Source organism: Paraburkholderia sp. A1BS-2L (assembly GCF_051125205.1).
Classification (GTDB): Bacteria; Pseudomonadota; Gammaproteobacteria; order Burkholderiales; family Burkholderiaceae; genus Paraburkholderia.
Genome location: NZ_CP120429.1, coordinates 863,871 through 890,426, shown reverse-complemented (window position 1 = coordinate 890,426; position 26,556 = coordinate 863,871). Strand labels below are relative to the sequence as shown.

At 60.5% G+C, this 26,556-nt stretch carries 19 protein-coding genes and 2 pseudogenes; 14 read left to right on the top strand and 7 right to left on the bottom strand.

What is annotated here, in order from left to right; genetic code table 11:
* Window positions 1-46 precede the first annotated feature (46 nt).
* The 7 genes and pseudogenes from ribA (at window position 47) to P5W98_RS18760 (ending at window position 7,372) form a co-directional block, all read left to right on the top strand.
* Complete coding sequence (gene ribA / locus P5W98_RS18790) at window positions 47-694, top strand: GTP cyclohydrolase II (RefSeq protein WP_421026551.1); 648 nt, start codon at window positions 47-49, stop codon at window positions 692-694.
* A 220-nt stretch (window positions 695-914) separates the two neighbouring features.
* Entirely contained in the window at window positions 915-2,189 is a 1,275-nt protein-coding gene (locus P5W98_RS18785; RefSeq protein WP_421027064.1) for a tyrosine-type recombinase/integrase, read from the top strand.
* A 570-nt stretch (window positions 2,190-2,759) separates the two neighbouring features.
* Entirely contained in the window at window positions 2,760-3,011 is a 252-nt protein-coding gene (locus P5W98_RS18780; RefSeq protein WP_421026552.1) for a helix-turn-helix transcriptional regulator, read from the top strand.
* 120 nt (window positions 3,012-3,131) lie between these two features.
* Window positions 3,132-3,572 (top strand): annotated as a pseudogene (locus P5W98_RS18775) (IS21 family transposase); the annotation flags it as partial.
* A 214-nt stretch (window positions 3,573-3,786) separates the two neighbouring features.
* Entirely contained in the window at window positions 3,787-5,211 is a 1,425-nt protein-coding gene (locus tag P5W98_RS18770) for an MFS transporter (protein WP_421026553.1), read from the top strand.
* A gap of 19 nt (window positions 5,212-5,230) precedes the next feature.
* Window positions 5,231-6,289 carry a porin gene (locus tag P5W98_RS18765; RefSeq protein WP_421026554.1) on the top strand — a complete coding sequence of 353 codons (1,059 nt, stop codon included), beginning with the start codon at window positions 5,231-5,233 and terminating at the stop codon, window positions 6,287-6,289.
* A gap of 36 nt (window positions 6,290-6,325) precedes the next feature.
* Window positions 6,326-7,372, top strand: a complete 1,047-nt coding sequence (locus P5W98_RS18760; RefSeq protein ID WP_421026555.1) for a carbon-nitrogen hydrolase family protein — start codon at window positions 6,326-6,328, stop codon at window positions 7,370-7,372.
* Here the strand turns inward: P5W98_RS18760 and P5W98_RS18755 are convergent.
* The 5 genes from P5W98_RS18755 to mdlC form a co-directional block, all read right to left on the bottom strand.
* Entirely contained in the window at window positions 7,354-8,331 is a 978-nt protein-coding gene (locus P5W98_RS18755) for a helix-turn-helix domain-containing protein (protein ID WP_421026556.1), read from the bottom strand. The two genes, P5W98_RS18760 and P5W98_RS18755, sit on opposite strands and share 19 nt — an antisense overlap.
* Window positions 8,332-8,439: 108 nt before the next feature.
* Window positions 8,440-9,840: an MFS transporter gene (locus P5W98_RS18750; RefSeq protein ID WP_421026557.1), complete on the bottom strand. Its 1,401-nt coding sequence runs from the start codon at window positions 9,838-9,840 to the stop codon at window positions 8,440-8,442.
* A gap of 166 nt (window positions 9,841-10,006) precedes the next feature.
* Window positions 10,007-10,927, bottom strand: a complete 921-nt coding sequence (locus P5W98_RS18745; RefSeq protein ID WP_421026558.1) for a ketopantoate reductase family protein — start codon at window positions 10,925-10,927, stop codon at window positions 10,007-10,009.
* Window positions 10,928-10,937: 10 nt separating this feature from the next.
* Window positions 10,938-12,389, bottom strand: a complete 1,452-nt coding sequence (locus P5W98_RS18740; RefSeq protein WP_421026559.1) for an aldehyde dehydrogenase — start codon at window positions 12,387-12,389, stop codon at window positions 10,938-10,940.
* 36 nt (window positions 12,390-12,425) lie between these two features.
* Window positions 12,426-14,048, bottom strand: a complete 1,623-nt coding sequence (gene mdlC, locus P5W98_RS18735) for a benzoylformate decarboxylase (protein ID WP_421026560.1) — start codon at window positions 14,046-14,048, stop codon at window positions 12,426-12,428.
* Window positions 14,049-14,149: 101 nt separating this feature from the next.
* On the opposite strand from mdlC, the gene P5W98_RS18730 reads away from it, so the two are divergent.
* From P5W98_RS18730 to P5W98_RS18715, 4 genes are all read left to right on the top strand, one after another.
* On the top strand, window positions 14,150-15,058 hold the full coding sequence (locus P5W98_RS18730; RefSeq protein WP_421026561.1) for a LysR family transcriptional regulator: 909 nt from the start codon (window positions 14,150-14,152) through the stop codon (window positions 15,056-15,058).
* A 1,172-nt stretch (window positions 15,059-16,230) separates the two neighbouring features.
* Complete coding sequence (locus P5W98_RS18725; RefSeq protein ID WP_421026562.1) at window positions 16,231-16,701, top strand: hypothetical protein; 471 nt, start codon at window positions 16,231-16,233, stop codon at window positions 16,699-16,701.
* 9 nt (window positions 16,702-16,710) lie between these two features.
* Window positions 16,711-17,421: a protein mobD gene (locus tag P5W98_RS18720; protein WP_421026563.1), complete on the top strand. Its 711-nt coding sequence runs from the start codon at window positions 16,711-16,713 to the stop codon at window positions 17,419-17,421.
* The gene (locus P5W98_RS18715; RefSeq protein WP_421026564.1) at window positions 17,411-18,145 is read left to right on the top strand and encodes a hypothetical protein; all 735 of its coding nucleotides are present in this window, start codon (window positions 17,411-17,413) and stop codon (window positions 18,143-18,145) included. Before P5W98_RS18720 ends, P5W98_RS18715 begins: the two co-directional genes overlap by 11 nt.
* Before the next feature lie 45 nt (window positions 18,146-18,190).
* Here the strand turns inward: P5W98_RS18715 and P5W98_RS18710 are convergent.
* Together P5W98_RS18710 and P5W98_RS18705 are read right to left on the bottom strand one after the other, a co-directional pair.
* A pseudogene (locus P5W98_RS18710) lies at window positions 18,191-20,426 on the bottom strand (ParB/RepB/Spo0J family partition protein).
* Between the two features lie 127 nt (window positions 20,427-20,553).
* A complete protein-coding gene (locus tag P5W98_RS18705) occupies window positions 20,554-21,387 on the bottom strand; it encodes a DUF932 domain-containing protein (protein ID WP_421026565.1) in 834 nt (277 codons plus the stop codon).
* A 968-nt stretch (window positions 21,388-22,355) separates the two neighbouring features.
* Here P5W98_RS18705 and P5W98_RS18700 point away from each other — a divergent pair.
* The 3 genes from P5W98_RS18700 to P5W98_RS18690 are packed head-to-tail and all read left to right on the top strand — an operon-like array spanning window position 22,356 to window position 26,549.
* The gene (locus tag P5W98_RS18700; RefSeq protein WP_421026566.1) at window positions 22,356-23,837 is read left to right on the top strand and encodes an NAD-dependent succinate-semialdehyde dehydrogenase; all 1,482 of its coding nucleotides are present in this window, start codon (window positions 22,356-22,358) and stop codon (window positions 23,835-23,837) included.
* Between the two features lie 29 nt (window positions 23,838-23,866).
* Window positions 23,867-25,033: an iron-containing alcohol dehydrogenase gene (locus tag P5W98_RS18695; protein WP_421026567.1), complete on the top strand. Its 1,167-nt coding sequence runs from the start codon at window positions 23,867-23,869 to the stop codon at window positions 25,031-25,033.
* 52 nt (window positions 25,034-25,085) lie between these two features.
* Window positions 25,086-26,549, top strand: a complete 1,464-nt coding sequence (locus P5W98_RS18690; protein ID WP_421026568.1) for a flavin-containing monooxygenase — start codon at window positions 25,086-25,088, stop codon at window positions 26,547-26,549.
* Window positions 26,550-26,556 lie beyond the last annotated feature (7 nt).

Sequence of the window (26,556 nt, the reverse complement as noted above, 5' to 3'; positions counted from 1 at the left end):
TCAATCCGGCCATGGGCCGGTTTATGCCAGCGATTTGTACCAGATCATGTCTACGCCCCACGAGCCGTCCTGCGCGGATGGTGATAACGCCAACGAATGCGTCGTGCTTGACGCGGTCGCCACGCTGCCTACCCGTTACGGCACGTTCGAATCTTATGTTTATCGGGTCAAGGACGGCGGCGCCGAGCACGTTGCGCTCGTAATGGGCGACGTGGGCGGCGGCGAGCCCGTGCTCGCGCGCCTGCACTCCGAATGCCTGACCGGCGATGTGTTCGGCTCGTACCGATGCGACTGCGGCGAGCAGCTCGACCTCGCGCTGCGCTATATCGCGGCCGAGGGGCGCGGCGTGCTGCTGTATTTGCGCGGCCATGAAGGCCGGGGCATCGGCCTGTCGAACAAGATCCGCGCTTATCAGCTGCAGCAGCAGGGCCGCGACACCGTCGAGGCGAATCTCGACCTCGGCCTGCCCGATGATGCGCGCGAATACGATTCGGCAGCGGCAATCCTGCGCCTCCTGAAGGTTACGTCAGTGCGGCTGATGAGCAATAACCCCAAAAAGTTCGACACGCTTTCGAAGCACGGCATTCCCGTGATCGAGCGCGTTGCGCTGGCGATCCCGATGCGCGAGGAAAACGAACGCTATATCCGCACCAAGCAGATCAAGTTCGGGCATTACTTCGAAGAGAATGAGTAGGGGAAAATTCAGCAATGTCCGGAGAGGTCCGGGGTGATTCGATAAGTGCTGTAACGGCATGAATTAAAAGAAAAATTTTCGATTTCGTTGCCCTTGAATTGCTGCATTGACGCTTATCGCCGTGCGCCTAAACTTGCCATGTTGGCGTAGGTTTTTTGGCGTTGAACAAAAAACCTACGCCAACTATCCTTCTCTCAGGAAAACCTACGCCGAGAGAAGAATGCACTTCGATGCGCGTGTCGCGGCCAAGCTGCCGAGCGGCGAACACATGACCTTTGAGCAATTCCCGGGATTGCGTCTCCAGGCTTCGGCAAGCCGCAAGTCATGGACGTATCGCTACAAGTCGCCAATCGACGGTCGCATGCGACAGGTCAAGCTCGGAGAATGGCCAGCTATGGCATTTCCTGCGGCGATCGCTGCCTGGGAAACGAACCGCGTCGAGCGCGATTCGGGAGCAGAATTATCCGCAGTGCGTCGAAAGCGGGAAAAAGCTGGCACTCGTCCATCGCCAACGGACTACACCGTCAAACAGCTGTGTCGCGACTACCTGGCAGGGCACGTAGAAGTAAATCGCAAGGCCAAGGGGGCAGTCGAAGTCGCGCGCATACTCAAGGCGATGCTGGGGCCAATTGCAGATTTGCCCGCCGCCAATATCACACGCGCCCAGGCATTCGATTTCCTCGACTCATATCGGTCGACGCCAGTGCTCGCGGGACGCCTGCGTATGGAGCTAGGTTGTGCATGGCATTACGCGCTCGATGCTGGCCGTCTTCCGGAAAACACTGCGAATTGGTGGAGAGATGTATTAAGAGGGCGCTTGAAGAGCAAGGGGCGCAAAATCGAGGGGAAATATACGGGAACACAGAAGCGAGTGCTCTCCGCAGATGAGCTTGGCATATTGATCCGTTGGTTGCCGAACTTCAGTTTGACCGTTGCCGATGCGTTGACGCTTTACCTTTGGACCGGTACGAGGGGCAGTGAAATCGTGGCCATGGAGAGCACGGAGATCTCGGAGGAAGCAGACGGCTTTTGGTGGACTGTCCCGAAACAAAAGACCAAGGGGCTCAACAACGAGAGAGCAACGGACTTGCGCGTACCACTCATAGGTCGCGCCGAAGTCGTCGTGCGACGACGCCTCGATCAGGCTAAGGGAGCGCCTCTGTTTCCATCGGCGCGAGGAACGCCGATGGACCAGACCGTGGTCCAGCACGGGGTTTACTATCATCAGCCGTATTGCAAGATCGCTCCGAAGCACGACCGGCCGCGTTTGCCCGTCACGCATTGGTCAGCCCACGACCTTCGACGAACAACCCGGACGTTGCTTGCAACGCTGGGATGTCCCAATGATATTGCCGAGGCGGTGCTGGGTCATGTACAGCCTGGAATAGTTGGCATCTACAACCGCCATACCTATGACAAGGAGCGCCGCGAATGGCTCACCCAGCTATCGCATCGCTTGGAGACGATCGCGGCGACGTATCCAATAACGAAGTAGACACCCGCATGCCGATCATTGTTGTCAGCGTTCGACGGTGGGGAAGATCGCTACGGTTGCTCGATCACGCCTCGAACTTGCGTGCAGACATTTGATGAGTTGACTTGGAACCTTTCGGGATTAGGGGAGAGCGTTCGTGAATGGCGCTTGTTTCAGACAGCAGACCCCATGAAGGGTTATTGATTGGCGAAGCTAGCGATAGTGCGACGACCAGGGCGCGAGATTTTATTCATCGCCGACATGCCGCGCGAATAGGATCACGCGGACTTGAAACAAAAAAATCAACGCCAAGGAGCAGGTCCGCAGGGAGTTTCAGCTCAGTCTCTTGTATTGGTGGACTGCAGCAGAACTACCCGGAAATCCATCGTGTGACTGATTAACCTCCGGGTGGAATTTTATTCCCACAAGCGCGTTTGCCACGACCTGATATGACCAGTTAAATTCGGATTTGCGTGGTTGTCGACAAGCAGGAAGTGCATTGCACTCCTTATCGACTGTCTGGTTGTTAGTCTTGACGACGTCCCTGCACAAACAAAAAATTAACGGCAACAAACGAAAGGTGAAATCGCGATGAAGATCTATTTCTCTCTGAAAGAAGTGGCAGAGGCACTCTCGTTATCAGAGACGACGGTACAGAAGCTTGTTCGAGAGAAAGCCTTCCCCGAACCGCGACTACTGTCTGGCCGCAGGGTGGGATGGCTCACGCATGAAGTTCAAAAGTGGGCTGACGCTCGTCCGGTTGCAGACCTGCTGCCACCGGAAAATACGGGTGCGAAGAAGCGGCAAGTCCGAAAAGACAAACGCGAGCGTCCCGAGATCTAACTTCGTCGTGTAGAGAGCGTCAAGCAGCATGGCCGGTCGAGTTAATTGTCGCCCCCCAGTCGTGTCACGACTGATATGGATTGCGTGGCTTGGGAAGCTACACAAGGTGGGCGAGTATGAATGTCCGACTTCACCGATATGAGCAAGCTGTGCGTGACGATCGGCGGCGCACCGTTCGAGCACCGGCTGTATCACTTCGTACTGGCATTCTCGCGCTGGGAGTATGCCTGCGTGGTCGAGGGCGGCGAGAGCTTCGAAGCCCTCGCCAACGGCTTGCAGAATGCTCTGTGGCAGGCGGGAGGTTACCCGCGCGAGCATCGCACCGACAGCCTCTCTGCCGCCTTCAAGAACCTGAGCGAGAAGGAGGACTTCACGACCCGTTACAAGGCGCTGCTTGATCACTACGAGATGCAGGGCACGCGCAACAATCGCGGTTTGGGTCATGAGAACGGGAGTGTCGAATCCTCGCACCGGTATCTGAAGGATGCGGTCGATCAGGCCTTGATGCTTCGCGGCCATCGCGACTTCGCTGATCGTGCCGCCTACGATGAATTCACCCGATACATCGCCGCCGCTCAGTATGACGAATACTTCGGAAGCTCGATTACTGAGCTAGCTGGCCTGCAAGAGTTGAGAACCCTAACCAGCGGCCAGATGGACTAGCTCAACGATTTCCGCGTGCGCTCACTGAAGAAAGTGACGCTCGCAGAACATCCCCCCTTGATCGCCTCTAGTCCCGCCCGTCTAGCTGTAGCGGGACCCCTCATTTCCGCGTGTGGCATTCCGCGTCAAGAAGCAGTTCGCTGTCAGTCAACCTCCAAAAATTTCCGCGACGGACGATTGTCCTGAGGCCGCTCCCACAAGCAGTACATGCGGGAGCCGGTCAAAGCTCGGCATATGTGCTGAAGACTTAATGCGGGAGACACAAGGGGTTTTGACCATGAACACAAGCATCAGATCGAATTCGACATATGAACGGCGGGCGATAACGTTGCTCGCGCTTGGCTTCGGGCTGGTCGGGCTCGACCGCTGGCTCATTACACCGCTGTTCCCGCAAATAATGCGCGACCTTGGTCTCACGTATCAGGATCTGGGGAACGTAACGGCCGTGCTCGGCCTTGCCTGGGGCGTGTCCGCAATCTTGATGGGACGCTTGTCCGACACGATCGGCAGACGCAAGATCCTGATTCCCGCCATCATTCTGTTCTCGCTGCTGTCAGGGTCGACGGGTCTTGTCGGCGGTGTTGCATTGCTGATGACGACGCGCGTATTGATGGGCGTTACCGAAGGCGCGTATTGCCCCGCCAGCTTCGCGGCGGGAGACGACGCGTCGCCTGCCGTCCGCCGCGGTTTGAACCTGGGCATCATTCAGGGCTGCTTCGCGCTTTTCGGGCTCGGCCTCGGGCCGATCATCGCCACGCAACTTCTCTCGGTCGTTCCTTCGTGGCGCATCGTCTTCGCAATCGTCGCCGCACCGGGATTGCTGCTCGCATTCCTGATGTATCGCACGATCCGTGAGCCCACTCACCTCGCCCCGGCGAAGTCGTCCGAGCGAGCGCCGCACCGTGAGAGTTGGAGTTCGGTGCTTCGTTACGGAAACGTCCGCGTCTGCATGGGCGCCATTTTTTGTGCAATGGCGGGCCTGTTCGTTCTCGCCGCGATCACCCCCGTGTATCTGACCGACCTCCGTCACATGTCGACGGCACAGATGGGTTTCGTGATGTCCGGCCTCGGGTTCGGCGGATTTGCCGGTCAGATCTGCGTGTGCGGCATTTCCGATTCCATCGGACGCCGGAACGCCGCGAAGATCACCTTCCTCGCCGGTTGTGCGTCACTGCTCGCCTTCGCTTATGCACCGACGATTCCGGCGGTGTTGTTCGTGCTCCTCTTTGCGATCGCCTTCTTCTGCTGTGGCGCGATCTCGCTGATGGCCGGTCCCGTTGCTGCGGAGGCCGTGCCTTCGCTGCTGACCTCGTCCGCGGTGGGCGCTGTCGTAGGCGCCGGCGAGATATTCGGTGGCGGCGTCGCGCCAGCCATTGCGGGCTTCATCGCCCAGCATATGGGCCTCCAATTCACGATCCTGTTCGCCTCGGCTGCGCTCGGCACCGGCTTTCTGCTCTCCTTTCTGCTTAGAGAAACCGCGCCGGGCAAGCGAGGCGAAGCGGCGACGCACGAAAGCCTGACCGCACAAAACAACTAAGTTGCACCGGAGATCTTCAATGAAAATGTTTCATCGACCGTCAGCCGCCTTTCTGTCCGTGGCGGTTCTGGCAGGCGCATCCACTCACGCACTGGCTCAATCGAATGTCACGTTGTATGGCATCGTCGACTCGGGCCTTGTCTATCAGACCAAGTCCTCCGGCAACGCCGGCGCTCTCAAGGGAGCACTCGATGGCGGTTGGGCGCCCTCGATCTGGGGACTGAAAGGACAGGAAGACATTGGAGGAGGGACCAAAATCGGCTTCGCGCTCGAGAACGGTTTCTCGACGACGACTGGTCAGTTTGGCAACTCCAATGGCGGCATTTTCGGCCGCCACGCGTATGTCCAGGCAACGGGCAGTTTCGGCGATATCAAGGCTGGCCTGCAATTTTCGCCCTTCTTTCTGGCGATCGGCGGCCGCGATCCACGCACCATGTCTAATTTCGCGAGCGCGTTCACGGAGTATCTGGGCAAGGTGGGAATCAACGGGATTTTCGATTCCAACTCGCTGGTGTATACGTCGCCCACATTCGGCGGATTCACTGGCAGCGTTCAGTACGCGCCGGGCGGAATCGCCGGCAGTAGCGTCAAGGGTCGCCGCCTCTCCGGCTCGCTCGTCTATTCGACCGGCCCCTTCTCTGCCGATGCCGCGTACTACCAGACGAAAGACGCGACGACCGGCTCGACCGCGATTGACGGCGTTACGCTAGGCGCGTCATATTCGTTCGAGTCGGTGACGGGTTACGCGCTCGCCATTCGCCTGCGCAACAACGAGGCTCCCGGCAGCCCGAACTATATGGTCTACGGTGGCGGGCTATCGTGGAAGCCTTCGTCTCCCATACTCGTAGATTGCGGCGTGTATTACTCGAAGGACCGATCGGCGAGCGGCAGTCATTCGCTGATGTATTCCGTGGGCAGCATGTACTCGCTGTCCGCGAGGACGTCGCTCTACGCGCAGGTCGCACTGGTCAATAATCATGGCGGCATGGGAACGGGTGTCGCGGCAAACGGCGACCTTACGCAGATCCCGGACGGCAATACACTGGCTGCATCGGTCGGCATTCAACACAGGTTCTGATCTGGACGGTGTCCAGATCAAATAAGAGGTACTCACATGGCACTGGAACATTCGAAGTACGTTGCGGCCGTCGTTCAGGCCGCACCGGAATTCCTGAATCTCGAAAGAGGGATCGAAAAGACGATTGCACTGATCGACGAGGCGGGACAAAAAGGAGCGGCACTGATAGCATTTCCCGAAACCTGGCTGCCCGGCTATCCGTTTCACGTCTGGCTCGGGTCTCCCGCTTGGGCGCTTGGCTCGGGTTTCGTCCAGCGCTATTTCGACAATTCGATGACGTACGACAGTCCGCAAGCCGCTGCACTCAGGGATGCTGCAGCGCGCAACCGGATCACAGTGGTATTGGGCTTGTCAGAGCGAAGCGGTGGCAGCCTGTATATCGCGCAGTGGATCATCGGCCCGGACGGTGCGACGGTTGCCACGCGCCGCAAATTGCGGCCGACGCATATCGAGCGCACCGTATTCGGCGATGGCGACGGCAGCGATCTGGCCGTGCACGATCTCGACATCGGCCGCGTCGGTGCATTGTGCTGCTGGGAGCACATTCAGCCGCTGACCAAATACGCGATGTATGCGCAGCATGAACAGGTGCACGTCGCGGCCTGGCCGAGCTTCTCCATGTATGAATTCGCGCCCGCCCTCGGCCATGAGGTGAACAACGCGGTCAGCCGGGTATATGCTGTTGAAGGCTCGTGCTTCGTACTCGCACCATGTGCGGTGATCAGCGAGGAAATGGTCGACATGTTGTGCGACACGGCGGACAAGCGTGCGATGATCCGCCCCGGCGGCGGCCATGCCACGGCATACGGGCCGGACGGGCAAGCGCTCGTCGAGAAGCTGCCGGAGGCGACGGAGGGGTTGCTGTACGTTGACATCGATCTCGCGCGCATCTCGCTCGCGAAAGTGGCAGCGGATCCCGTTGGGCACTATGCGCGCCCCGACGTTTTGCGACTCTGGTTCGACAACCAACCGCGACGGTGCGTGGAGAATCCTGGCAAAAACGATGCTTCACGCAGATCGCAGTTACCGGTGCGGGATGGCATACCGAACGACACCGACGATCGTCAGGACGCCGTCGACTGATGGCTTAGCCGGTATTCGCGCGGCGTTTTCATGTAATGAGCCCGAAAAACTCGACTGAAATGCGCCGCGCTCGCAAACCCCCAGGTTCCTGCGATCTGCTCAATCGAGCAATTTGCATAGCATCTCAGCGAAAGCCACTGCGCACAGCGCTCCAGTCGCGCGACGAGAATCATGCGGCCGATGGTGGTTCCATCCTGCTGAACGAGGCGATGCAGATAGCGTGCCGACATGCCGAGCGCCGCTGCGGCCAAATCGGCGTTCAGATCGGGATTGCGAAGATTATTCGAGATGAACTGACGCAGTTGTTGCAAGTGCATTGAATGAAGATTGGTGCGGGGGCCGGGACGGACCTGCATCCACTCAGCCAGCAGCCCACCGACCAGATCGGCCGCTGACGCGGAAATTTGTGGCGCGCCTGGGGAACCGGCGAGCCGGTCGCGTTCGGAGCACAGGGTGATGAGGTGTTGGGCCACGAGCATGCCCAGGCCCTCCGTGCCGGAAATCGCATGTGCGACGAAGGTGTCCCGAAGCGGGATCCGGTGCATGACCAGCGACATCGGGAACCGGATGCAGATCTGGTCGAACGACTCGGAGAGTTCCCAGCGAAACGGTCTGCGCGAGTCGAATAAAACAAGGTCATGATGCTCGACGGATGCACAACGTCCGTCCTGAATCAGCTTGCCTGCACCCTGCAACTGTAGACTCGCAAGGATATATTCTCCGTCCGTGTTGGAGACCGACGCGACATCGTGCTCGGCGGCATGCCTGCCACCAGAAATTCGTGAGATGCAGACTTCGGCGATCGTCGCGCTTTGTATGCTTCCGGAGAAATGAGCATCTCGCTCGTGCGATATCGCAAGCGGAACGCAGCATTGCGCCGCTGCCGCCTCCCATTTGGCGAGCGATACGAGCGATTCGCTAACACGGCAATTCGCGTTCGAGGTATCCGGCGATCCCATTCTTCGATCTTCCCAGGGCAGGCGGCTGTGTCACATGAACCATCTCGACATATATGAACTCGCAAATTTCCGGCGTCAATTGGCGATTGCCGCCGGAAATGCGTATGCCTAACGTCGCCTTGAATCTGCAGATGCGGGAATATGCTGGCGGACGACGGCGAGCGCGACCAACACTACCGTCATCGCCGAGCCGAGCATCAGCAGGTAGCCGGTTCCCCCGGTAGCTGTAATAACGGCCGCACCAGCAAAAGCGCTGAGAATTGCGCCGAGCCGGCCAAACGCAAGCGCGGACGCAGTACCGGTTGCCCGCACGCCGGTCGTATAGACATACGCGCAGAGCGCATACATCGTCGATTGGACTGCGTTGACGAACAGGCCGTGCAGCCCCAGTCCGAGGATCAGTAACGCCGTTTGATTCTTCAAATCCACGCCCAGGATCAGCCATGCGCTGAGCGCGCCCCCGACGCAGCACAGGAGCAGAGGGCCGCGCGAGCCGTAGCGGGCGATTGCGATGGCGCACGAAAGGGCGCCGAGCACTCCGCCAAGATTGTAGGCAGTCAGACCATAGCCTGCGATCGCGACCGACAATCCCTCGCTTGTGAGCATGGCGGGCAGCCAGCTGAACGCAGCATAGACGGCGAGCAGGCACGCAAAGAACGCGCACCAGATCGAAATGGTATCTTGGGCGCGGCCCTCACGAAACAGCGTCAAAAATCCGGTCTGCCTTTCAGTGTGCTGCTCGCGCGCATCGGTGAAGGTCGTGGCGGAACCGCAATGGTGCCCCATGCGTGCAAGCAGACGCACGAGATCAGGCCAGCGTCGTCGACGACGCGCGAGATAGCGGGGCGTTTCAGGCAGCATGACGAGCAACACGATACCCAGGGTAAGCGGCAGGATGCCACCGGCGAAGAACAGACCACGCCACCCGTACGATGGCAACACCTGCCCCGCAAACAGTCCTGCGAGCATCCCGCCGAGCGGTACGCAAACGATGGTTGCCGTTACGGCAATCGTCCGATACCGGGCCGGCGTGAATTCGGCGGTGATTGTCGTCGATGTGGGCAGCGCTCCGCCAATGCCCAGACCCGCCACGAAGCGCAGCGCGGCAATGACCGTGATGTTCGGTGCGAACCCGATCGCGCAAGTCGCGGCGCCGAAAATCAACACGCTGGCGATGACGGCCCAGCGACGCCCGAATCGATCGGCGAACAGCCCTGCCGCTGCGCTGCCGATCCCCATGCCGATCAGGCCAGCCGCGACAACAGGCGCGAAGGCGCCGCGTGTTACGCCCCATTCCTTAATCAGGACTGGAATCGAAAAGCCGATGAGCTGGCTGTCGAAGCCGTCCACGACAATGGACAGCGCGGCAAGGACGACAGCGATTCGCTGTACGAGTGCGTATGGGCCGTGATCAAGCGCGTACCCGATGTCGAGCGACCCGCCGTGGTGCCCGCTGTGTCCGCCTGATACGGTTCGCGCCTCGGATGACGCTGGAAGGTACTGGCTCATCTTGTCTCCTCGTGCGCGCAGGGCGCCCTTATGTTCGAAATGGCCGCCTGCAGGCAGCGCTACGATCCGCGCCGCGGCCGGCTGCGTAGATGTGTCGACGTACGGTCAACGACGCACACGCCCACACGCAACATGCGCTTCAATGTCGGGTTGTCGCTCTGTCCGGCTAACGTGCGCGGGCATCGACGAGTCTGACGAGGCTTGCCAGGCAGTGCGTATACGGCACGTCCACACCGACCTTGCTGGCGGCCTCGACGACCGCGCCGTTGATCGCTTCGATCTCGGTACGGCGGCCGGCCAGCACGTCCTGAAGCATCGATGGGCGGTGCGTGCGATGGTGCGCGAGCGCTTCGCGGACATTCGACGCCACATCCGCTTCATTTGCCTCGACTCCGTGAGCGCGCGCGACGGCCACGACCTCCGAAACGATCTTCAACGCGAGCACTTCGCCCTCGGGGATTTTGGTCAATTCGCCGACCATGCATTGCGTCACTGCGCACAGGCTGTTGAGGGCAGCGTTGAACGCAACCTTCTCCCAGATCGCAGCCCACACGTTGGAGTCGGCATGACATACGAGGCCGGCGTCATTCAACGCCTGCACCGTCTGGTCGAGCGCTCTCGTGTGCGAACCTTCCGCGCTCATCAGGCGGATCGTGCCTTGGCCGTGCGAGCTGACGGCGCCAGGCTCCGACTTGTCGGCAGGCCAGGTGGTCACACCGATCATGACTCGACCAGGCGCCGCGGATCGGGCCAGTCTTTCAGCGTTCCCGAGGCCGTTCTGCAATGACAGGATGGCGGTATCGGGGCCGAGTATCCGACTTGCGGCGGCGAGCGCGGCTTGCGTATGCATGGTCTTCGTAAAGACGATGACAAGGTCGACAGGCTGCGTGGCTTCTTGCGGCCTCAGTGCATCGAGATTGCGCACGACCTGTTCGCCGGAATCGGTCGAAAGCCGCAGGCCGTTGTTGCGAATCGACGCGATATGAGCCTCGTCGATGTCGAGCAGACTGACCCCATGACCCGCCAGCGCAAGGCGACCGCCAAAGAACGAGCCCATCGCGCCAGCGCCCAAAATAGCGATCTGCATGACGTGCTCCTCAGAACGGATAGTGGCGTGGAGTGGTCTGCAGCGTGATCCATCGCAAGTCGGTGAACTCGGCGATGCCCGCGTGGCCGCCGAATCTCCCGAAGCCGCTGTCCTTGACGCCGCCGAACGGCATTTGCGCTTCGTCGTGCACCGTCGGCCCGTTGATATGACAGATGCCCGACTCGATCCGTCGAGCGACGTTCATCGCTCGCGCGCTGTCACGGCTGAATACCGCCGACGCAAGACCGTAAGGGTTGTCGTTCGCGCAGGCAATCGCCGCCTCCTCGCCGCGCACGCGTACGATCGGCTTCACCGGACCAAACGATTCGTCGTGATAGATGCGCATGGCCGGCGTGACGTGATCGAGCAACGTAGCCGGCATGAGTGTGGTCTCCGCCTTGCCGCCGCTTGCCAGCGTTGCGCCGTGCGCGAGCGCATCGTCGATCAGCGCGTTGCAGCGCTCGACCGTACTCATGTCGACGACCGAGCCGAGTACGACCGGGCCCTTTCGGGGATCGCCGAGCGGTAGCGTGCGCGCTCGCGTCGCGAGCCGGTCGACGAATACATCCGCGATCTGTTCGTCGACGATAATGCGCTCGGTCGACATGCAGATTTGTCCCGAGTTGGCGAATGCACCGAAGATGGCCGCATCGACGGCTGCGTTGATGTCGGCGTCGTCGAGCACGATGAACGGCGCCTTGCCGCCGAGTTCGAGCACGGCCGGCTTTAGATGACGGGCACACTGTTCCGCGATCAGGCGCCCAACGCGCGTCGAACCCGTGAAGTTCACCCGCCGGACCTTCGGATGGGCAACCAGCGCGTCGACGATGCGCGGTGCGTCCGCTGGGGCGTTCGTCACAAAATTGACCGTGCCGGGCGGCAATCCCGCCTCCTGCATGGCCTCGACGATCAGGCCGTGGGTGGCGGGACACATCTCCGAGCCCTTCAACACCACGGTGTTGCCGCAGGCAAGCGGCAGCGCGATCGCGCGCACGCCGAGGATGACGGGCGCGTTCCATGGCGCGATGCCGAGGACGACGCCGGCAGCCTGGCGCATGCCCATTGCGAGGCTGCCGGGGACGTCCGACGGGATCAGTTCGCCACCGATCTGCGTGGTCATCGCGGCGGCTTCGAGCAAGCCCTGTGCTGCAAGGTGTACGTTGAAACTCGCCCACAGGCCGGATGCGCCCGTCTCGGCCGCCATTGCCGCTGCAATGGCCTCGAACTTCGCTTCGAGTGCGTGCGCCGCCGCTGTCAGCAGTTCGCGCCGCCTGAGCGGGCCGAATCCCGACCAGACGGGGAAAGCACGGGCCGCGGCATCCACCGCTGCCTCTGCATCCTCCACGCTCGCGGCGGGCGCGCGTGACGCCAGCGCGCCATCAAGCGGACTGTGGCGCTCGAAGATGGCGCCGTTGCGCGCCATGACCTGCTCACCGCCGATCAACATCGACACGGTCTTCATTGTTGTCTCCTGGATTGTTCGAAGGTCAAAGGCTGGCTATGCGACCATGATTTCGACGAGCGACGGACCGCTTGACGAGAGTGCGCTTCGAAGCGCGTCGCGCAGGCCGTCCGCATCGTCCAGACGCACGCCCGGGCATCCCATGCCGGCGGCGATCTTCACGAAATCGAGACCGGGCAGATCGGTGCCCTGTACAGGGTCTTCAGGACGGAAGCCGAATACTGGCGCGAAGTCCTGTAATGCCGCATAGCGCGTATTGTTCAGTATCACGAAGGTGATGGGCAGTTGCAGATGCACGGCTGACCAGATCGCCTGGATCGAATACATGCTCGAGCCATCTCCGATCACGGCGATCGCCCGCTCGCCGTGACTCGCCAACGCCACGCCGACGGCGGCCGGCATCCCGAAGCCAAGGCCGCCGCTATCCATGGTGAGAAACCCGCCCGCGCGCTGGATGGGCAGATACGCTTGCATCACGGGGCGCGCGCTCGGTGCTTCTTCGACGACGATGTCCTCGACACGGCGCACTTCGCTCAGTGTCTGCAACGCGAAGGCGACCGACATGCGCTCACCCGGGCCGGGCGGAAGTGCGCGCGGCGGCAACTGCCGGGGCGCGGGCAACGGCCGCGCGCGCGGCGCCCGACGCTCGAGCAGATCCTGAATGCCGAGCCGCACATTTCCGACGACGGCCAGCCCCTGCGGCGTCCATGCCGCCGTGCCCGGATCATCGATCAGTTGACAAAGCTGTGCGCCAGCGGGAACGTGCGGGCCTTGTCCCTCGACGTGATAACTGAAAGCCGGTGCACCCACGGCGAACACGACGTCGTGGCCATCGAGCAGTTCGACGATGCGCTCGCGCATTGCCGGCAGAAAGCCTGCAAAGAGTCGATGCCCCTCTGGAAAGCTGCAACGCCCGGTCATCGGCGCGACGTACACGCGTGCGAAATGACGTTCGGCGAGGCGAACGATGTCATCGACGGCGCCGGCGCGGTCTACGGCGCCGCCCACGACGAACGCGGGGCGCTCGGATTGATCGAGCAGGTCCCCAATCTGCGCGAGCGCTTCGGGCGCCGGACGTGTGACGTGCGAAACGACGCGCTCGGGCAGCGGCTCGGCGTGCTGATCCCAATCGTCGACAGGAATGGACACGAACACGGGCCCGCGCGGCTCCTGCATCGCGATTGCCCATGCGCGGGCGATGGCAAGCGGCACATCCTGGGCTCGCGCCGGCTCGATGCTCCACTTCACATAGGGCTTGGGGAGTTCCGTGGCGCTCGTGGCCGAGAGAAACGGATCGAACGGCAGGATCGAGCGCGCCTGTTGTCCAGCTGTAATCACCAGCGGGGTTCTGTTGCGGAAGGCGGTGAAGATGTTGCCCATCGCGTTGCCGACCCCGGCTGCCGAATGCAGGTTCACGAGGGCGGCCCGGCCGCTCGCTTGCGCATACCCGTCGGCCATGCCGACGACAACCGCTTCCTGCAGTCCCAGCACATAGCGGAAATCAGCGGGAAAGTCCCGGAACATGGGCAGTTCTGTCGAGCCCGGGTTGGCAAACACGGACGTCATGCCGACGCGCCGCGCGAAGTCGATCACCGCATCGCGCACCGTCATACCCTGTGTGCCCATTTGATTGCCATGCGCTGGAAGGCTCTGCGCCATTGATGTCTCCTGTCGTTCAGAACGGTCTTGGTCTACGGATTATCGGAACATCCGGGAGAGTCCGAAATTGCCGATTTCACAAAAAGGCATTACCTTTGCGCATGACTTTTAATCTCCAGCAGCTTCACGCATTCGTCGTGATCGCATCGTCGGGCAGTCTCGGGCGTGCGGCCGAGACCTTGCACGTCACCCAACCGGCATTGAGCCGGGCAATCCGTCGACTCGAAGAAGAGGTCGGCGCCCCTTTGTTCGAGCGCCATACGCGGGGTATGCACCTGACGGCTGTCGGCGAGGCGCTGCTGCCGCACGCTATCCTGCTGCAACGCGAAGCGGAGCAGGCGCGCGAAGAGATTGACGCGATGCGCGGACTCGCACGCGGAACGATCCGCTGTGGCGCAGTAGGTAGCATTGCAAGCCTCGTGCTGCCGCAGGCGGTAAGCGGCGTGCTGCAAAAGTGGCCCAATTTGCGGGTTGAGATCATCGAGGGAGTCTGGGATCGCCTTGCCGAAGGGTTGGTGCAGCGTGAGATCGATATCGCGCTCAGCACTGCGACGCCGGACACCGAAGAGATCGTCGCGATCGAAGACTGTCGCTGGGAGGACAACAGCTACGTGGTGGCGGCGCTGGATCACCCGCTGCGCGGAAAGCCTGGAATCACGCTTGCCGATACGCTGGAGCAACAGTGGGCGATCCCGCCGCGCGGCACCGCGCCGTTCGAACACATGCAGCAGGTGTTCGTCGCAAACGGGCTCGGATTGCCGAATGTGGTGGTCGAAACCCGATCAATAACCGTATTGAAGAGTCTCGTCGCGAGATCGGGTTTCCTGAGTTGGATGGCTGAACCGATGTACGTGACAGAGAGCAAGGCGGGGGTGTTCGATACGCTCCCATTGCCGGGGGCAGCCGGGCGGCGCACGTTGACCGCATTTCGGCGTCGGCACGGCTTGTTGCCAAGCCCTGCTGTAAAGCTGCTCGAACAATTGAGGCAACTGACGACCGAACCTCGTTAGCGGCAGCACCGGCATATCGCACGTTTTCATCGTGGTCGGCCGCCACCCAGGCGCTGGATCGGGCAAGCTCATGTGGTCGAGTCGTTGCTCGACATTACGCCTACGACTTGAGCGGGCATCGTGGACCGCTTGCCGGCCCGTTGCAGCCGTTGCAACGGCAAGTTTCCACGCTCGCTGAACGGCAGGTTGTGGCCGACTCCCGCCCGACACGATCGGCCAAAGTCGACCATCTCTGCTGTTCGGCAATCGTTCTTTCTACTGCCCCTTCCCTCAGCACACCGGTTAGAGTCCTGACTTCCGTGCAGCACGGTCCTTGTCATACCAATCCAGTTGCGCTGTGTTGTGCATGTTGATCGCGAGTTGGATCTGATATCGCTAATCCTCCTCGTGATCCTCGCACAGCCCTTCGTTCGATGTGACGGTTGCCTTGGCGGACCAACTAATCTGAACTTCCCCCCGCAACAGCTTGCCTCCCATGGCACCTAAAACCGGCGCAAGCCTATCCTGCCATCCCTCGTCGTTATTTTGTTCTTTTGTCGTCCGCAAATCCTGTGAGCGGGGTCGCCGGTAGTCGCGCAAATAGATGAACGCTCACTACAAGAAAATGCATTCGTTCACGCAGCAACGTGAACTGGCCCGGCTGAAAAAATAATGTGTTGCGTGAGCGGGTCTTCCCCGTACACGCAAATAGATGATTGACCGGGAGCGCGAAGGTATGATTCATGGCACAACATGGATGAGCATAGGTTGCCGTGCTCCGAGCAGAAAGATCCAAAGAAAGTATTGAATCGGCGCGCAAAGATACAGACGCCGGCGCAAATTGCACAAAGACATTTCCGCGCGCGGCGCAGCAGGAATCGCGTCAGACCGACAGGGCATTTCAATTCCCCCGATCATCCGACGCGAATTGGCGCGCGGCGGATTTCAATTGCAGCTCGTTGTCAACGGCCAGCCTCTGATGAGTCGACTCGAAGGCCGATACCCTCGTGTTGACCGACGTGCAAATCCCCCTATGGTGTGCGCACGCGACGGCACAAAAAAAGTTTGTTATTCCAGAGAAGTCCTGCTCAATCCGGCACGTTCCATCACACCGATTCGAGCCTCGTTCCGGCTATTGACGAGTGCCAATCTCGTTTGCAAGATGGCATGAAGGCTGTGTGCTGGAGTCAATCATGCCGGTGGTGAAAAGCTTTACCCGGGCGCAATGGGACGCGGCAGCGCGCCGTCTCGAGGCTCTGCCGGAGAAGGCCGCGCATGAGCACCGTGTCAATGTACGGGATGCAATGAAGTCCATCCAGCCTCAAATCATCGATGCGCAGAGAAAGGGCTACACGCAGGAAGAAATCGTCGAGCAGATCGCCCAGGACGGTGTGGAGATCAGTGCCAGCACGTTGCGATACGCGATGCAGCGTGCTACCAAAGAAGAAAAGGCAGTGCAGGCAGAGCGGCACGTCGCTACGAATACCGCCGTGACATCGTCTCGAGTAAAAAATGGCAATCAGGCGAAGCCATCACATTCTGGCCATGCGCGCGCGGGATCACAACAGAACGAGAACGAGGATGGCGGAATCACCAGGCCGCAACGCACAGAGGTTCAAGGCTTCCTCGGATTTCCGATCAGGCCGGATACCGAAAACTTGTAGAGGTATGAAATGGCAATGGAAAATCCTTCTATCTATATGGTCGGTGGCAGCAAGGGTGGCGTTGGCAAGAGTTTCGTTACGCTGGCGTTGGTTGAATATCTCCGGCGTACGGATGTCCACGTTGTCCTGGTGGAGACGGACACGTCCAATCCCGATGTCATGAAAGCCGTCCATGACGAAATCGAATGCGCTTCGTGTGATCTGGATGAGGCGGGGGGCTGGATTGATTTCGTAAATTTCTGCGACGTGCATCGGGATGCGACTGTCATCGTCAATACGGCGGCGCGAAGTCAGGCAGGCGTTGCCCGATACGGAGGGACGCTCGCCAGCACCCTGGATGACCTGGCCCGGCGTCTCGTCGTGCTATGGGTCATCAACCGACAGCGTGACAGTCTCGAACTGCTGCTCGAGTTTGGCGAGACTTTCCCGCGTGCGCTCACGCATGTCGTGCGCAATGGTTACTTCGGCACTCCGGACAAGTTCATGCTGTACCGTGAGTCGAAGCTCCGCAGGGCCGTCGAGGCCCAGGGCCAGTCGCTGGATTTCCCCGACCTTGCGGATCGTGTCGCGGACGAACTGCGTAGTCAGCGTATCTCGATTCGCAGGGCGGCGGAGTCCATGCATATCGGGCAACGTGCGGAACTCTTTCGCTGGCGGGCGCTGTGCGACGCGATGTTCTCGAAGGTCATCGATGTCGACCGGGCGGTTCATGAGCAATAGGCATCAGAGTTCAGTCGACCCGCTCATCCGCCTTTTTCACGAAGTCTCCGGCGATGTTCCCGACGAGGTCAGCCTCGCCCGCATGCGCCGGGTGTCGGGCGCACTGAGTCTGCATGACAATGACGCGCTATGGTCGGTAATTGCCGTGCTCGAATACTACGCGCGTCTTTATGAAGCCATGCCAGAACGCATCAGGTGGGCGGGGGAGGGTAGCGTCGAAGCCGCGCGCCGGGAAACTGGCGGCGCAAAAGATGCCCTGATGCAGCAGCATCGCGAAGCGCTTGAGCGGTGCAAAGCGACGATCCAGTTGGCGGAAAACCTGATTCAGGAACATGAGGCCCGCTACCGGGCCGCACTGGCAAGTCTCAATGAGGCTGCGGTGACGGGTCTGATCGGGCGCCTGTCGAATCAGGTCGCGCGTTCGGCAGGTAACCGGCTGATCGGCGCGGCGACAGTGTCAGCGCGTGAGCAGCGCGAGCGGCTGGGCGTCAAGCTTGACGCCTTCGAGCGGGCGGTTGATACAACGGCGGCGCGCGTGGAGGGGATGGCGACCCGCATGGAAGAGCGGTTCGCGCGTTCGATGCGTTGCATGTTGCTGGTGGGCGGTGCCGTTCTTTGCCTCCTACTGGTTGCCGGTGGCGTTACAGACTGGCAGATGGGACGTCATGTGGCGAGCTCGGACTGTCATGCGTCGCGGTTCTCGCAGGCAGACGGCAGGCCCTGATGGCACTGTCGTCTGCTGCCGCGCGTCCGAGGCTATGGACGAAACTCACTTTGCGCTTGGGTCAGCTTGCGCCGCGTTCAGCGTCTCGCCGGTCGGGAAGGGCCACGGCGGCTGCGCGGTGTGGGTAGCGTTTGGCATTTCCGCGTCAGGAGAGGTGTTGTCGAATTCCTTGTCGCCATTGCCGGGATTCGATCCTGCAATAGGGGCCTCGTCCTCTGGTGCTTCCTCACCGTTTTCTCCCGCATCGGCGTCGTCCGCGTCATCCTGGCCGACAGCCCACGAGGGCGTGGCCGGAATCGCGGTCGGTGAGGATTTCAGGAACCCACGGGATTCTGGCGAGGCGGAGTTCGGCGGCGGCAGCGGCGTCGGCTTTTTTCATCTTTGCGATATCGGCGGCGACCTTCGGAGACACAACAGCGGACACGACTTCCGCGATGCGCGCCTTGCTGACGTGATCAAAATACGTGGCACGGGTCGGCGTCCAGTACCGGGCCATGTCGAGGTTCAGCGCATCTGTGAGCGCGTTGATCGCATGCGGCGTTTCCTCGCCTTCGATGCCGTCGAGCAGCGTGCCGGTGCAGAACGCGAGCAGGTCAAGCAACGTCGTGCCGGGGTCCTGGCGGATCAGCCACGGGAGCAGATCAGGGCGTTTCGCCGGCAGTTCTGCGATCCATCGCGCGCGTTGGGTTTCGATGGCGTTCCATGCGGGGCTGGTGGGCAGGTCGTCGGCTGCGTGCAGCAGACTGTCGTGATTGTTCCTGCCGGACAGCGTCAGATAGTCAAGCGTGGTCGTAAAGGCAAAGTGCCCGGGCAGCGCGTGCGGGATCAGGTGTTGCAGCAGGGCCGCCAGCGCGACGGTGGGTTGCGTGACCAGTTCAGCGTGGATGGCGGCGGTGCGGTGCGCGGTCAGCCGCTGGCAGAGCTTCGCGCTGTGGACGGGCTTCATCTTCGAAGCCGACGAGCCCGCTCTGTCGGGGGCGTCGGCTTCCGGCGTACCGGACATGGTCGCGCCTGACGTGTCGAGTGCCGCCGTGGTGTCCCGTCGCATGAGGCCGCGCTCGATGACCAGTTCGCCCTTTGGTCCGACGATCACGCACGCGCCGGCCTCAGCCATCTGTGATGCCTCCCAGACCATGGTGCGGCCTTCGAACGCCATGATTGCGGTGTTGACGCGCCCGATTTCAGCGTCGAGGCGTTCGGCTTCCTCGTAGGCGTTTTCATCGTCCTCCGACAATGCTTCGAGGTTTTTTTCCAGCCCGTCGTACTGCGCCGAGAGCGCGTCGATGTCGCGTTGCTCGTCCTCCGTGTATAGGCGCTGGACTGGTTTCAATTTGCCGAAGCGGTTCAGTTCCAGCACGTCGCGCTCGATACGCGTTTCGACCCAACCCCAGCCTTCGGCGCAGACTTCCTCGGCGGCTGCGTCGAGCTTCGCTGCGACGAGGCGTTGCAGCAGATCAGCGTCGGCAATGTAGCCCGCGTTTTCCTCGTCACTGAACAGATCCCGACGGACGTACCCGCCAGCATCTTCGTAGGCGGTGAGGCCGACGAAACGCACAAGACGGCTGCGGCTCGCGTCGATCTCGGCGCGCGTGATCGCCTGCCGCAGATAGTGCGGCTGACGCTGCGACTCGTTTGCCTCAAACCAGAGGCGCTCCTGGGTGTCGTGGTCGTCCGCCAGGGCGAGCGCGGCAAGCTGGTCGAGCGTGATCGCATCCTCGCGCAGCAGCGCGAGCAGCCTGGGCGACAAGTTGGCGAGCTTCATGCGCCGTTTGACCGTGATGGGCGAGGCGGAAAAAAGCGCGGCGATGTAATTGACGCTGCGGCCTTCCTCAGCCAGCATCCGGTATGCGCGGAGCACGTCGAAAGGATCGAGCCCTTCGCGTTCGCTGTTCTCGATCAGTGAAACGGCGAGCGCTTCGCCCTCGCTGACGACCCGCACAGGCACGGGGTAGTCGGCACTGATGTGCTTTTGCTCGAACAGCAGGTCGAGCGCAGCTTCCCGGCGCTGACCCGCGCAAACGCCATATTTGCGGTGTTTCCCGCGAGACCCCTTGATCTCGTGGACGACGAGGTTTTGCAGCAGCCCTTTTGCGCGAATGTTGGCGGCAAGTCCAGGGATACCTGCCAGTGATTTCGTGCGGGCGTTCAGTGGCGACCGCTGCAGACTGGAATACGGCACGGTCGCGACCGGTTGCTCGTTGCCGAAATTGGTTTCGAGTGCGGTGGTGGATTCGTCTGCGTCAACGGAGACGGTGACAGTTTCGACAGTTTGGGCTTGCATGATGGACTCCAGAGTCGGAAACAAGGTGCCGGGCCAGTGCTATGTGAACGCGCCGGAACGTGACCCGGAGGGCGTCGTGGCGCAAGGGCTGGCAACGGGGCGGCGTGGGTGCGCCGCCGCTAGGTCGTTACGCCTTCAGCTGGCGCATGGTTTCAGCGAGCATCCAGAGGGCGCGGTTGAGCTTCACGTTCTGGTCGATGCCGGTGATGGGTCGCGTGGACATCGCGCGGCCTGACCGCGAGCGACCGTGCAGTCCACCCTTCGTCAGGTTTTCCTGCACCCGGTTAAACACGGTCCAGAGGTCATCGCGGCGATCCTCGAAGCGACGCGGGGAAAGCAACTGGCTTCCGGTAATGGGTGCGGGCGCTTCGGCATCGGTCGGGTCGTAACGCAACGCGAGTGCGGATCGGGCGAACGCCTGTTGTTCATCGCGATCGAGCGTCATGGCGCGCATGCCTTCCTTCTGCTCGCGGATCAGGTCGAAGCCCTCAAGGACGTCGAAAGCGCCATTGATCACGTTCTGGATGACGTTGCCTTTGTGTGGCACGCGCATATCGGCGATGTTCTCGCCCGCGACCATGCCGTTCTGGCAGACAAACCGGAATGTGCCCGCCAGCATCTGGTAAGTGCTGGTGCCGTCGTGCGAGTTCAGCAGCACGATTTCGTCGGCTTCCTCGCCGGAGATCTGGTCGGCGTGGCGAAGGCGCAGCATGTGTTTGGTGAATCCGCGCTTGCCCTGATCGCGTACGCGGGTCTGGCAGATCATGAACGGCTGAAAGCCTTCGTTGCGCAGGCCGCGGAGCACATCGATGGTGGGAATGTAGGTGTAGCGCTCGGAGCGGCTTTCGTGCTTGCCGTCCGCGAAGATGGAAGGGGCAACGTGGCGAATCTGGTCGTCCGAAAGCGGCGAGTCAGCGCGAAGCATCGGGGACCCGTAATGGAAAGAGGAAGCGAGTTGCATGGCAATCTCCACAGTCAAGGTTGAGGACCTGAACCGGGCGAGAGGAGGTGCTTTGCTATTGAGGCTGGGCACTTCCCGGTGGAACTCGGGGTTGGCGTTGCTACCGCCTGCTCCCGGGTTCCCGCCCGTGCGACTGGAGGAGCCGATAGCGGGCGTGTGTCAAGGAAAAAGGCGAGGGAGGGGTGCGGGCAACACGGTCCCTCGCCCCTTGATGCGCGCCCGCTATCGGCTACTGTCGCGGGTCAAGGGCGGGAAGCTGGGAGCCGGGTGCATGCCATGCCTCGGGTTGACCGGGCCTGCAGGTGTGGTCCTATCGACCAGACTCGCGCATCGTATTCTCGTAAGAACCGCGCAGGAGCCGTACGGCCTGACGAAGCTGCGGTTCGACAACCGCACGTGCTACGGGATCGAGCCACGTCAGTTGTATGCGATGGTCGAGACGGCGCCGGTGAACTAGCATGCGCTGAACGCGCTGGTGCTGCTGATCGGTCAGCTGCTATCCGACCTGCTGTACAAGAACGGCGTCGACAGATCCTGACCTGCAGCCCGTGGAACTACTAAGTTGCCGCGAATTTTTGTTTGTGGTCAAATGACCATGTCAATTGACATTAATGCCTGCTATATCCCCAATTCGTGAGGCGCCCCTATAGTGAGGGCGGTTTCTTCCGCGCAGTGCAATCTTTAGCGAAAGCTAGGGGCGAGGGATTTGGCGTGAATCAGCATCGGATCTCGTACGAAACCTTACGAGAGGGGGAAGACACTCTCGCATTCAACGCCTGAGCAGTTTTCGACGGTTCGCTGAAAGCGCCTGGTTGAGTGACACGGATTTCTACAGACGGTTCTTGTGGATGCAATGCGACGCCACCCACGAGAGCTATAAGAAAGAACGAGTGTCTATTTTTTGGAATCTCGAACTGAGGACCAATGGAATCGACGCTGTTCATTTTCACCATACAGAGTGAGACAGGATGAACCAGGCGACTGTACCTTCGGCGCTATGCGCCCAACTGCGAGACGGCTCCTTGCTGGAGACGCGTGCCTGGCTTGCGTCGGGATGGGAGGGGGGCACGGATGGTCGTTCGTTTCCCGTAACGAATCCAGCCACGGGTGAAATCTTGGCTCGCGTCGCCAGTCTTGGCGCCGGAGAGGTCGAGAAAGCCATTGCATCATCGGCGCTTGCACAAGAGGGCTGGCAGAAACGGACTAGCCACGAGCGCGCGAGGATATTGCGCGCGTGGTACGACTTGATAATTGCGAATGCCAACGACCTCGCATTCATCATGACGTCGGAGCAAGGCAAGCCGCTGGTGGAAGCACGCGGCGAAATCATGTATGCAGCTTCTTTCGTGGAGTGGTTCGCCGAAGAAGCGAAACGTGTATATGGTGACGTCATTCCTCACCCGCAAGGTGACAAGCGGATCCTTGTCATTCGTCAGCCGATCGGCGTTTGCGCCGCGATTACACCGTGGAATTTTCCTGCCGCGATGATCACGCGTAAGGTTGCTCCCGCACTGGCGGCGGGTTGTTCCATCATCGTGCGCCCGGCAGACCTGACTCCGCTGACCGCGCTTGCGCTTGCCGTACTGGCTGAGCGAGCCGGAATTCCGGCCGGTGTGTTCCAGGTCGTGTGTGGTCCGTCGCGCGAGATTGGGACGGTCCTCACGGCTAGCCCGATTGTGCGCAAGCTATCGTTTACCGGTTCAACGGAAGTCGGCCGTGTACTCATGAGCCAATCGTCCGAAACGATCAAGCGACTTTCTCTCGAACTTGGTGGTAACGCACCCTTTATCGTATTTGACGATGCAGATCTCGACGCAGCGATCGAAGGTGCCATGGCGTCGAAATACCGGAATAGTGGTCAAACCTGTGTTTGCGCGAATCGCTTCCTTGTTCAGGCAGGCATTCATGATCGTTTCGTCGACGCGCTCGCCCGGCGAGTTCAGGGGCTCAGCGTAGGAAACGGCATGGAACCCGGGGTACAACAGGGGCCGCTGATTCAGAAGTCGGCCTGTGACCACCTGAGCCAGCTGATTGACGACGCTGTAGCCAAGGGCGCACGAATTGTCACGGGCGGGAAAGGTCATCGGCTTGGCGGAACGTTTTTCGAGCCGACGGTTATTTCCGATGCGACGCCGGCCATGCGTCTCGCGCGCGAGGAGCTCTTCGGACCCGTCGGTCCGGTGTTCCGTTTCGACGACGAGGCAGAGGCGATCGCGATGGCCAACGACACTGAGTACGGACTGGCAGCCTATCTCTATACACGCGACCATGGTCGCATCTGGCGGGTAGGTGAGGCACTCGAGTACGGCATGGTTGGCCTGAATACTGGTGTGATTTCCAACGAGGTCGCGCCGTTCGGCGGGGTAAAGCAATCTGGCCTTGGCCGTGAGGGTTCCCGTTATGGAATCGAGGAATATCTGGAGATCAAGTACATGTGTGCCCAGATCTAACTGCCAACGTCGGCATGAAGGAAATGTCAATGAAAATGTTCCCGCAGTCGATGCTCTTCGAAACCGTTCCGTCAATTCTCCAGGAATGGGGCTGTGTACGTCGCTTGGGTCAAGTGATGGCGGCATGGACCGATCGACGTAATGTTCTGATTGTTACCGACGCGGGCCTGCACAAGGCCGGCGTGCTGGAGCCGGCGAAAGAGTCGCTGGCGGCCGGGGGATTCCGTGTAGCAGTTTTTGACGAGGTCGTGGCGGACCCACCAGAGAGCGTGGTATCGCGCTGTGTCGAGTTCGCGCGCAGTGCCGAGGTTGACGTTGTTATTGGCCTGGGTGGTGGGTCGTCGATGGACATCGCAAAACTGGTCGCCGTTCTCACCGTCTCACAGCAATCGCTGGCAGAAATGTACGGAATTGGCAACGTTCAGGGTGTGCGCCTGCCATTGGTGCAAATCCCTACCACGGCTGGTACCGGGTCCGAAGTCACTAACATCTCCATCGTTTCGGTTAACGAAACAAATAAGATGGGGATCGTCGCACGTCAACTGTATGCCGACAGGGTAATTCTGGATGCCGAACTGACGGTTGGTCTGCCGCGCAGTCATACCGCTGCAACAGGCATCGACGCGATGGTCCACGCTATTGAGGCCTATACCAGCAAGCACAAGAAGAATGCTATCTCCGACGCCCTGGCGCGTGAAGCATTGCGATTGCTGGCATGCAATCTGATCCCGGCTTGTGAAAATGGCCAGGACCAGCGCGCGCGCGAGGCAATGCTACTGGGGGCTACTCTTGCGGGCCAGGCCTTCGCCAATGCACCTGTGGCCGCGGTCCATGCACTTGCGTATCCGCTGGGAGGTCATTTCCATATCCCGCATGGTTTGTCCAACGCATTGATGCTTGCACCGGTGCTGCGTTTCAACGCCGAAGCGGCAGTTTTGCAATATTCGGAATTGGCAGACGTCGTAGGTGCGGGTGGAAAAGCTAACGTGGCAGAAGGCGCGGCCGCGCTCATCGGATTTATGGATGACCTGATGGACCGATCCGGCGCTCCGCGCCGTCTCCGCGACATGGATGTGCCGCGTTCGAGTCTGCCTACCTTGGCGGCAGATGCCATGAAGCAGCAGCGCTTGCTGTTGAACAATCCAGTTGTTGTCACGGAATCAGACGCATTGCGCCTGTATGAACAAGCTTATTGAACCGGGGCAGGCAATTCTGTGGTCGCCGTAACGTTAATATTGAGAGCGCATCATGAACAATGTAGAAAGGATTGAGCACCACGAGGTCGTCATTCTGGGTGCCGGGTTCGGAGGCCTAGGAATGGCTGCTCGCATGAAAATCGCGGGCATCGACGACTTTGTCGTCCTGGAGAAGCGTCCCGAACTCGGCGGCGTCTGGCTTGATAATTCGTATCCCGGCGCGGCATGCGATACGGAGTCGCATCTGTATTGCTACAGCTTCCATCCGCATCTACGCGTGAGTGCCATGTATGCGGGCAGGGATGAGTTGCTCAATTATTTGAATTCGCTTGCCACGCGGTTCAACTTGGCAGAACACCTGCGGTTCAACAGCGAGATTCGCAGTGCTGACTGGGATGTGAGCGCGAGCCTTTGGCGGTTCGAGCTGGCCGATGGTTCGCGTTTGACCGCTCGTTACTTCGTGCCGGCGTGGGGTCAGCTCAACCGTCCGATGATTCCCGCGATTCGCGGCCTGGCGAGCTTCAAGGGAGACTATTTCCACTCCGCGCAGTGGCGGCATGATGTGAATTTGAGTGGCAAGCGTGTTGCAAGCATCGGAAACGCCGCAAGCGCTGTGCAGTATGTGCCGGAAATCGCGCCGAAGGTCGAGAACCTTACTGTGTTCCAGCGAAGCGCAAACTGGATCATGCCACGCAATCAGATCGTCTTCTCGATGGAGCAACTCGATACATTCGAGCGTGAGCCCCATCTCTTTGAGGAAAGCAGGAAATCGTTGCATGCATTCCGTGAAGCAGGGTTCGAGCGCACACGTATCGGTACCGACGCGCAGACGGAAGGCAAGAGTTTGGCTTTGGCGCACCTTCATCGGCAGGTGCCGGACGCGGTACTTCGCGAGCAGCTAACGCCGGATTACGAATACGCCTGCAAGCGAATTCTGCGATCGGATGACTACTATCCAGCTCTTATGCGCGAGAACGTCTCGTTGGAGACGGCGGGCGTAGAGGCTTTTGTCGAGGACGGTATCCAGACCAGGGACGGGCGTTTTCTCCCGTTCGATGTAGTCGTGTTCGGAACGGGATTCGAGAGTCAGGCATTCCAGGGTAGCCTGCAAATTCGCGGGACGGATGGCACGTTGGCGCAGGCATGGGAAGATGGCCCGGAAGCCTATCTTGGCATGACGGTGCCGGGCTTTCCGAACATGTTCATGTTGTATGGGCCGAATACGAATCTGAACCACAACTCCATCGTTTCGATGCTCGAGATCCAGCAAAACTACATCATCGACGCGATCGGTGGCTTGGCTGCAGCTGGCGTGAGGGCAGTAGACGTCGATAGGGCGGTGTTTGACGAATACAACAGCAGGCTACAGTCAGCGATGGCCGGCTCTGCGTTTTCGGCGGGCTGCTCAAGTTGGTACAAGAACGCAAAGGGCAAGGTGATCAACAACTGGGCTGGCACAGTGGACGAATACCGCACTGTGACACGATGGGATCACAGCGCGTTCGGTGCGATCTGACCGGGGG

Excerpts from the sequence above, each read along its gene's own strand:
- mdlC (WP_421026560.1), bottom strand. The coding sequence starts at position 14,048 with ATGGCGCAGAGCCTTCCAGCGCATGGCAATCAAATGGGCACACAGGGT.
- P5W98_RS18705 (WP_421026565.1), bottom strand. The coding sequence starts at position 21,387 with ATGCAACTCGCTTCCTCTTTCCATTACGGGTCCCCGATGCTTCGCGCT.
- P5W98_RS18715 (WP_421026564.1), top strand. The coding sequence starts at position 17,411 with ATGAGCAATAGGCATCAGAGTTCAGTCGACCCGCTCATCCGCCTTTTT.
- P5W98_RS18695 (WP_421026567.1), top strand. The coding sequence starts at position 23,867 with ATGAAAATGTTCCCGCAGTCGATGCTCTTCGAAACCGTTCCGTCAATT.
- P5W98_RS18700 (WP_421026566.1), top strand. The coding sequence starts at position 22,356 with ATGAACCAGGCGACTGTACCTTCGGCGCTATGCGCCCAACTGCGAGAC.
- P5W98_RS18755 (WP_421026556.1), bottom strand. The coding sequence starts at position 8,331 with ATGGGATCGCCGGATACCTCGAACGCGAATTGCCGTGTTAGCGAATCG.
- P5W98_RS18690 (WP_421026568.1), top strand. The coding sequence starts at position 25,086 with ATGAACAATGTAGAAAGGATTGAGCACCACGAGGTCGTCATTCTGGGT.
- P5W98_RS18725 (WP_421026562.1), top strand. The coding sequence starts at position 16,231 with ATGCCGGTGGTGAAAAGCTTTACCCGGGCGCAATGGGACGCGGCAGCG.
- P5W98_RS18780 (WP_421026552.1), top strand. The coding sequence starts at position 2,760 with ATGAAGATCTATTTCTCTCTGAAAGAAGTGGCAGAGGCACTCTCGTTA.
- P5W98_RS18720 (WP_421026563.1), top strand. The coding sequence starts at position 16,711 with ATGGCAATGGAAAATCCTTCTATCTATATGGTCGGTGGCAGCAAGGGT.
- P5W98_RS18765 (WP_421026554.1), top strand. The coding sequence starts at position 5,231 with ATGAAAATGTTTCATCGACCGTCAGCCGCCTTTCTGTCCGTGGCGGTT.
- P5W98_RS18745 (WP_421026558.1), bottom strand. The coding sequence starts at position 10,927 with ATGCAGATCGCTATTTTGGGCGCTGGCGCGATGGGCTCGTTCTTTGGC.
- P5W98_RS18785 (WP_421027064.1), top strand. The coding sequence starts at position 915 with ATGCACTTCGATGCGCGTGTCGCGGCCAAGCTGCCGAGCGGCGAACAC.
- ribA (WP_421026551.1), top strand. The coding sequence starts at position 47 with ATGTCTACGCCCCACGAGCCGTCCTGCGCGGATGGTGATAACGCCAAC.
- P5W98_RS18760 (WP_421026555.1), top strand. The coding sequence starts at position 6,326 with ATGGCACTGGAACATTCGAAGTACGTTGCGGCCGTCGTTCAGGCCGCA.
- P5W98_RS18730 (WP_421026561.1), top strand. The coding sequence starts at position 14,150 with ATGACTTTTAATCTCCAGCAGCTTCACGCATTCGTCGTGATCGCATCG.
- P5W98_RS18750 (WP_421026557.1), bottom strand. The coding sequence starts at position 9,840 with ATGAGCCAGTACCTTCCAGCGTCATCCGAGGCGCGAACCGTATCAGGC.
- P5W98_RS18740 (WP_421026559.1), bottom strand. The coding sequence starts at position 12,389 with ATGAAGACCGTGTCGATGTTGATCGGCGGTGAGCAGGTCATGGCGCGC.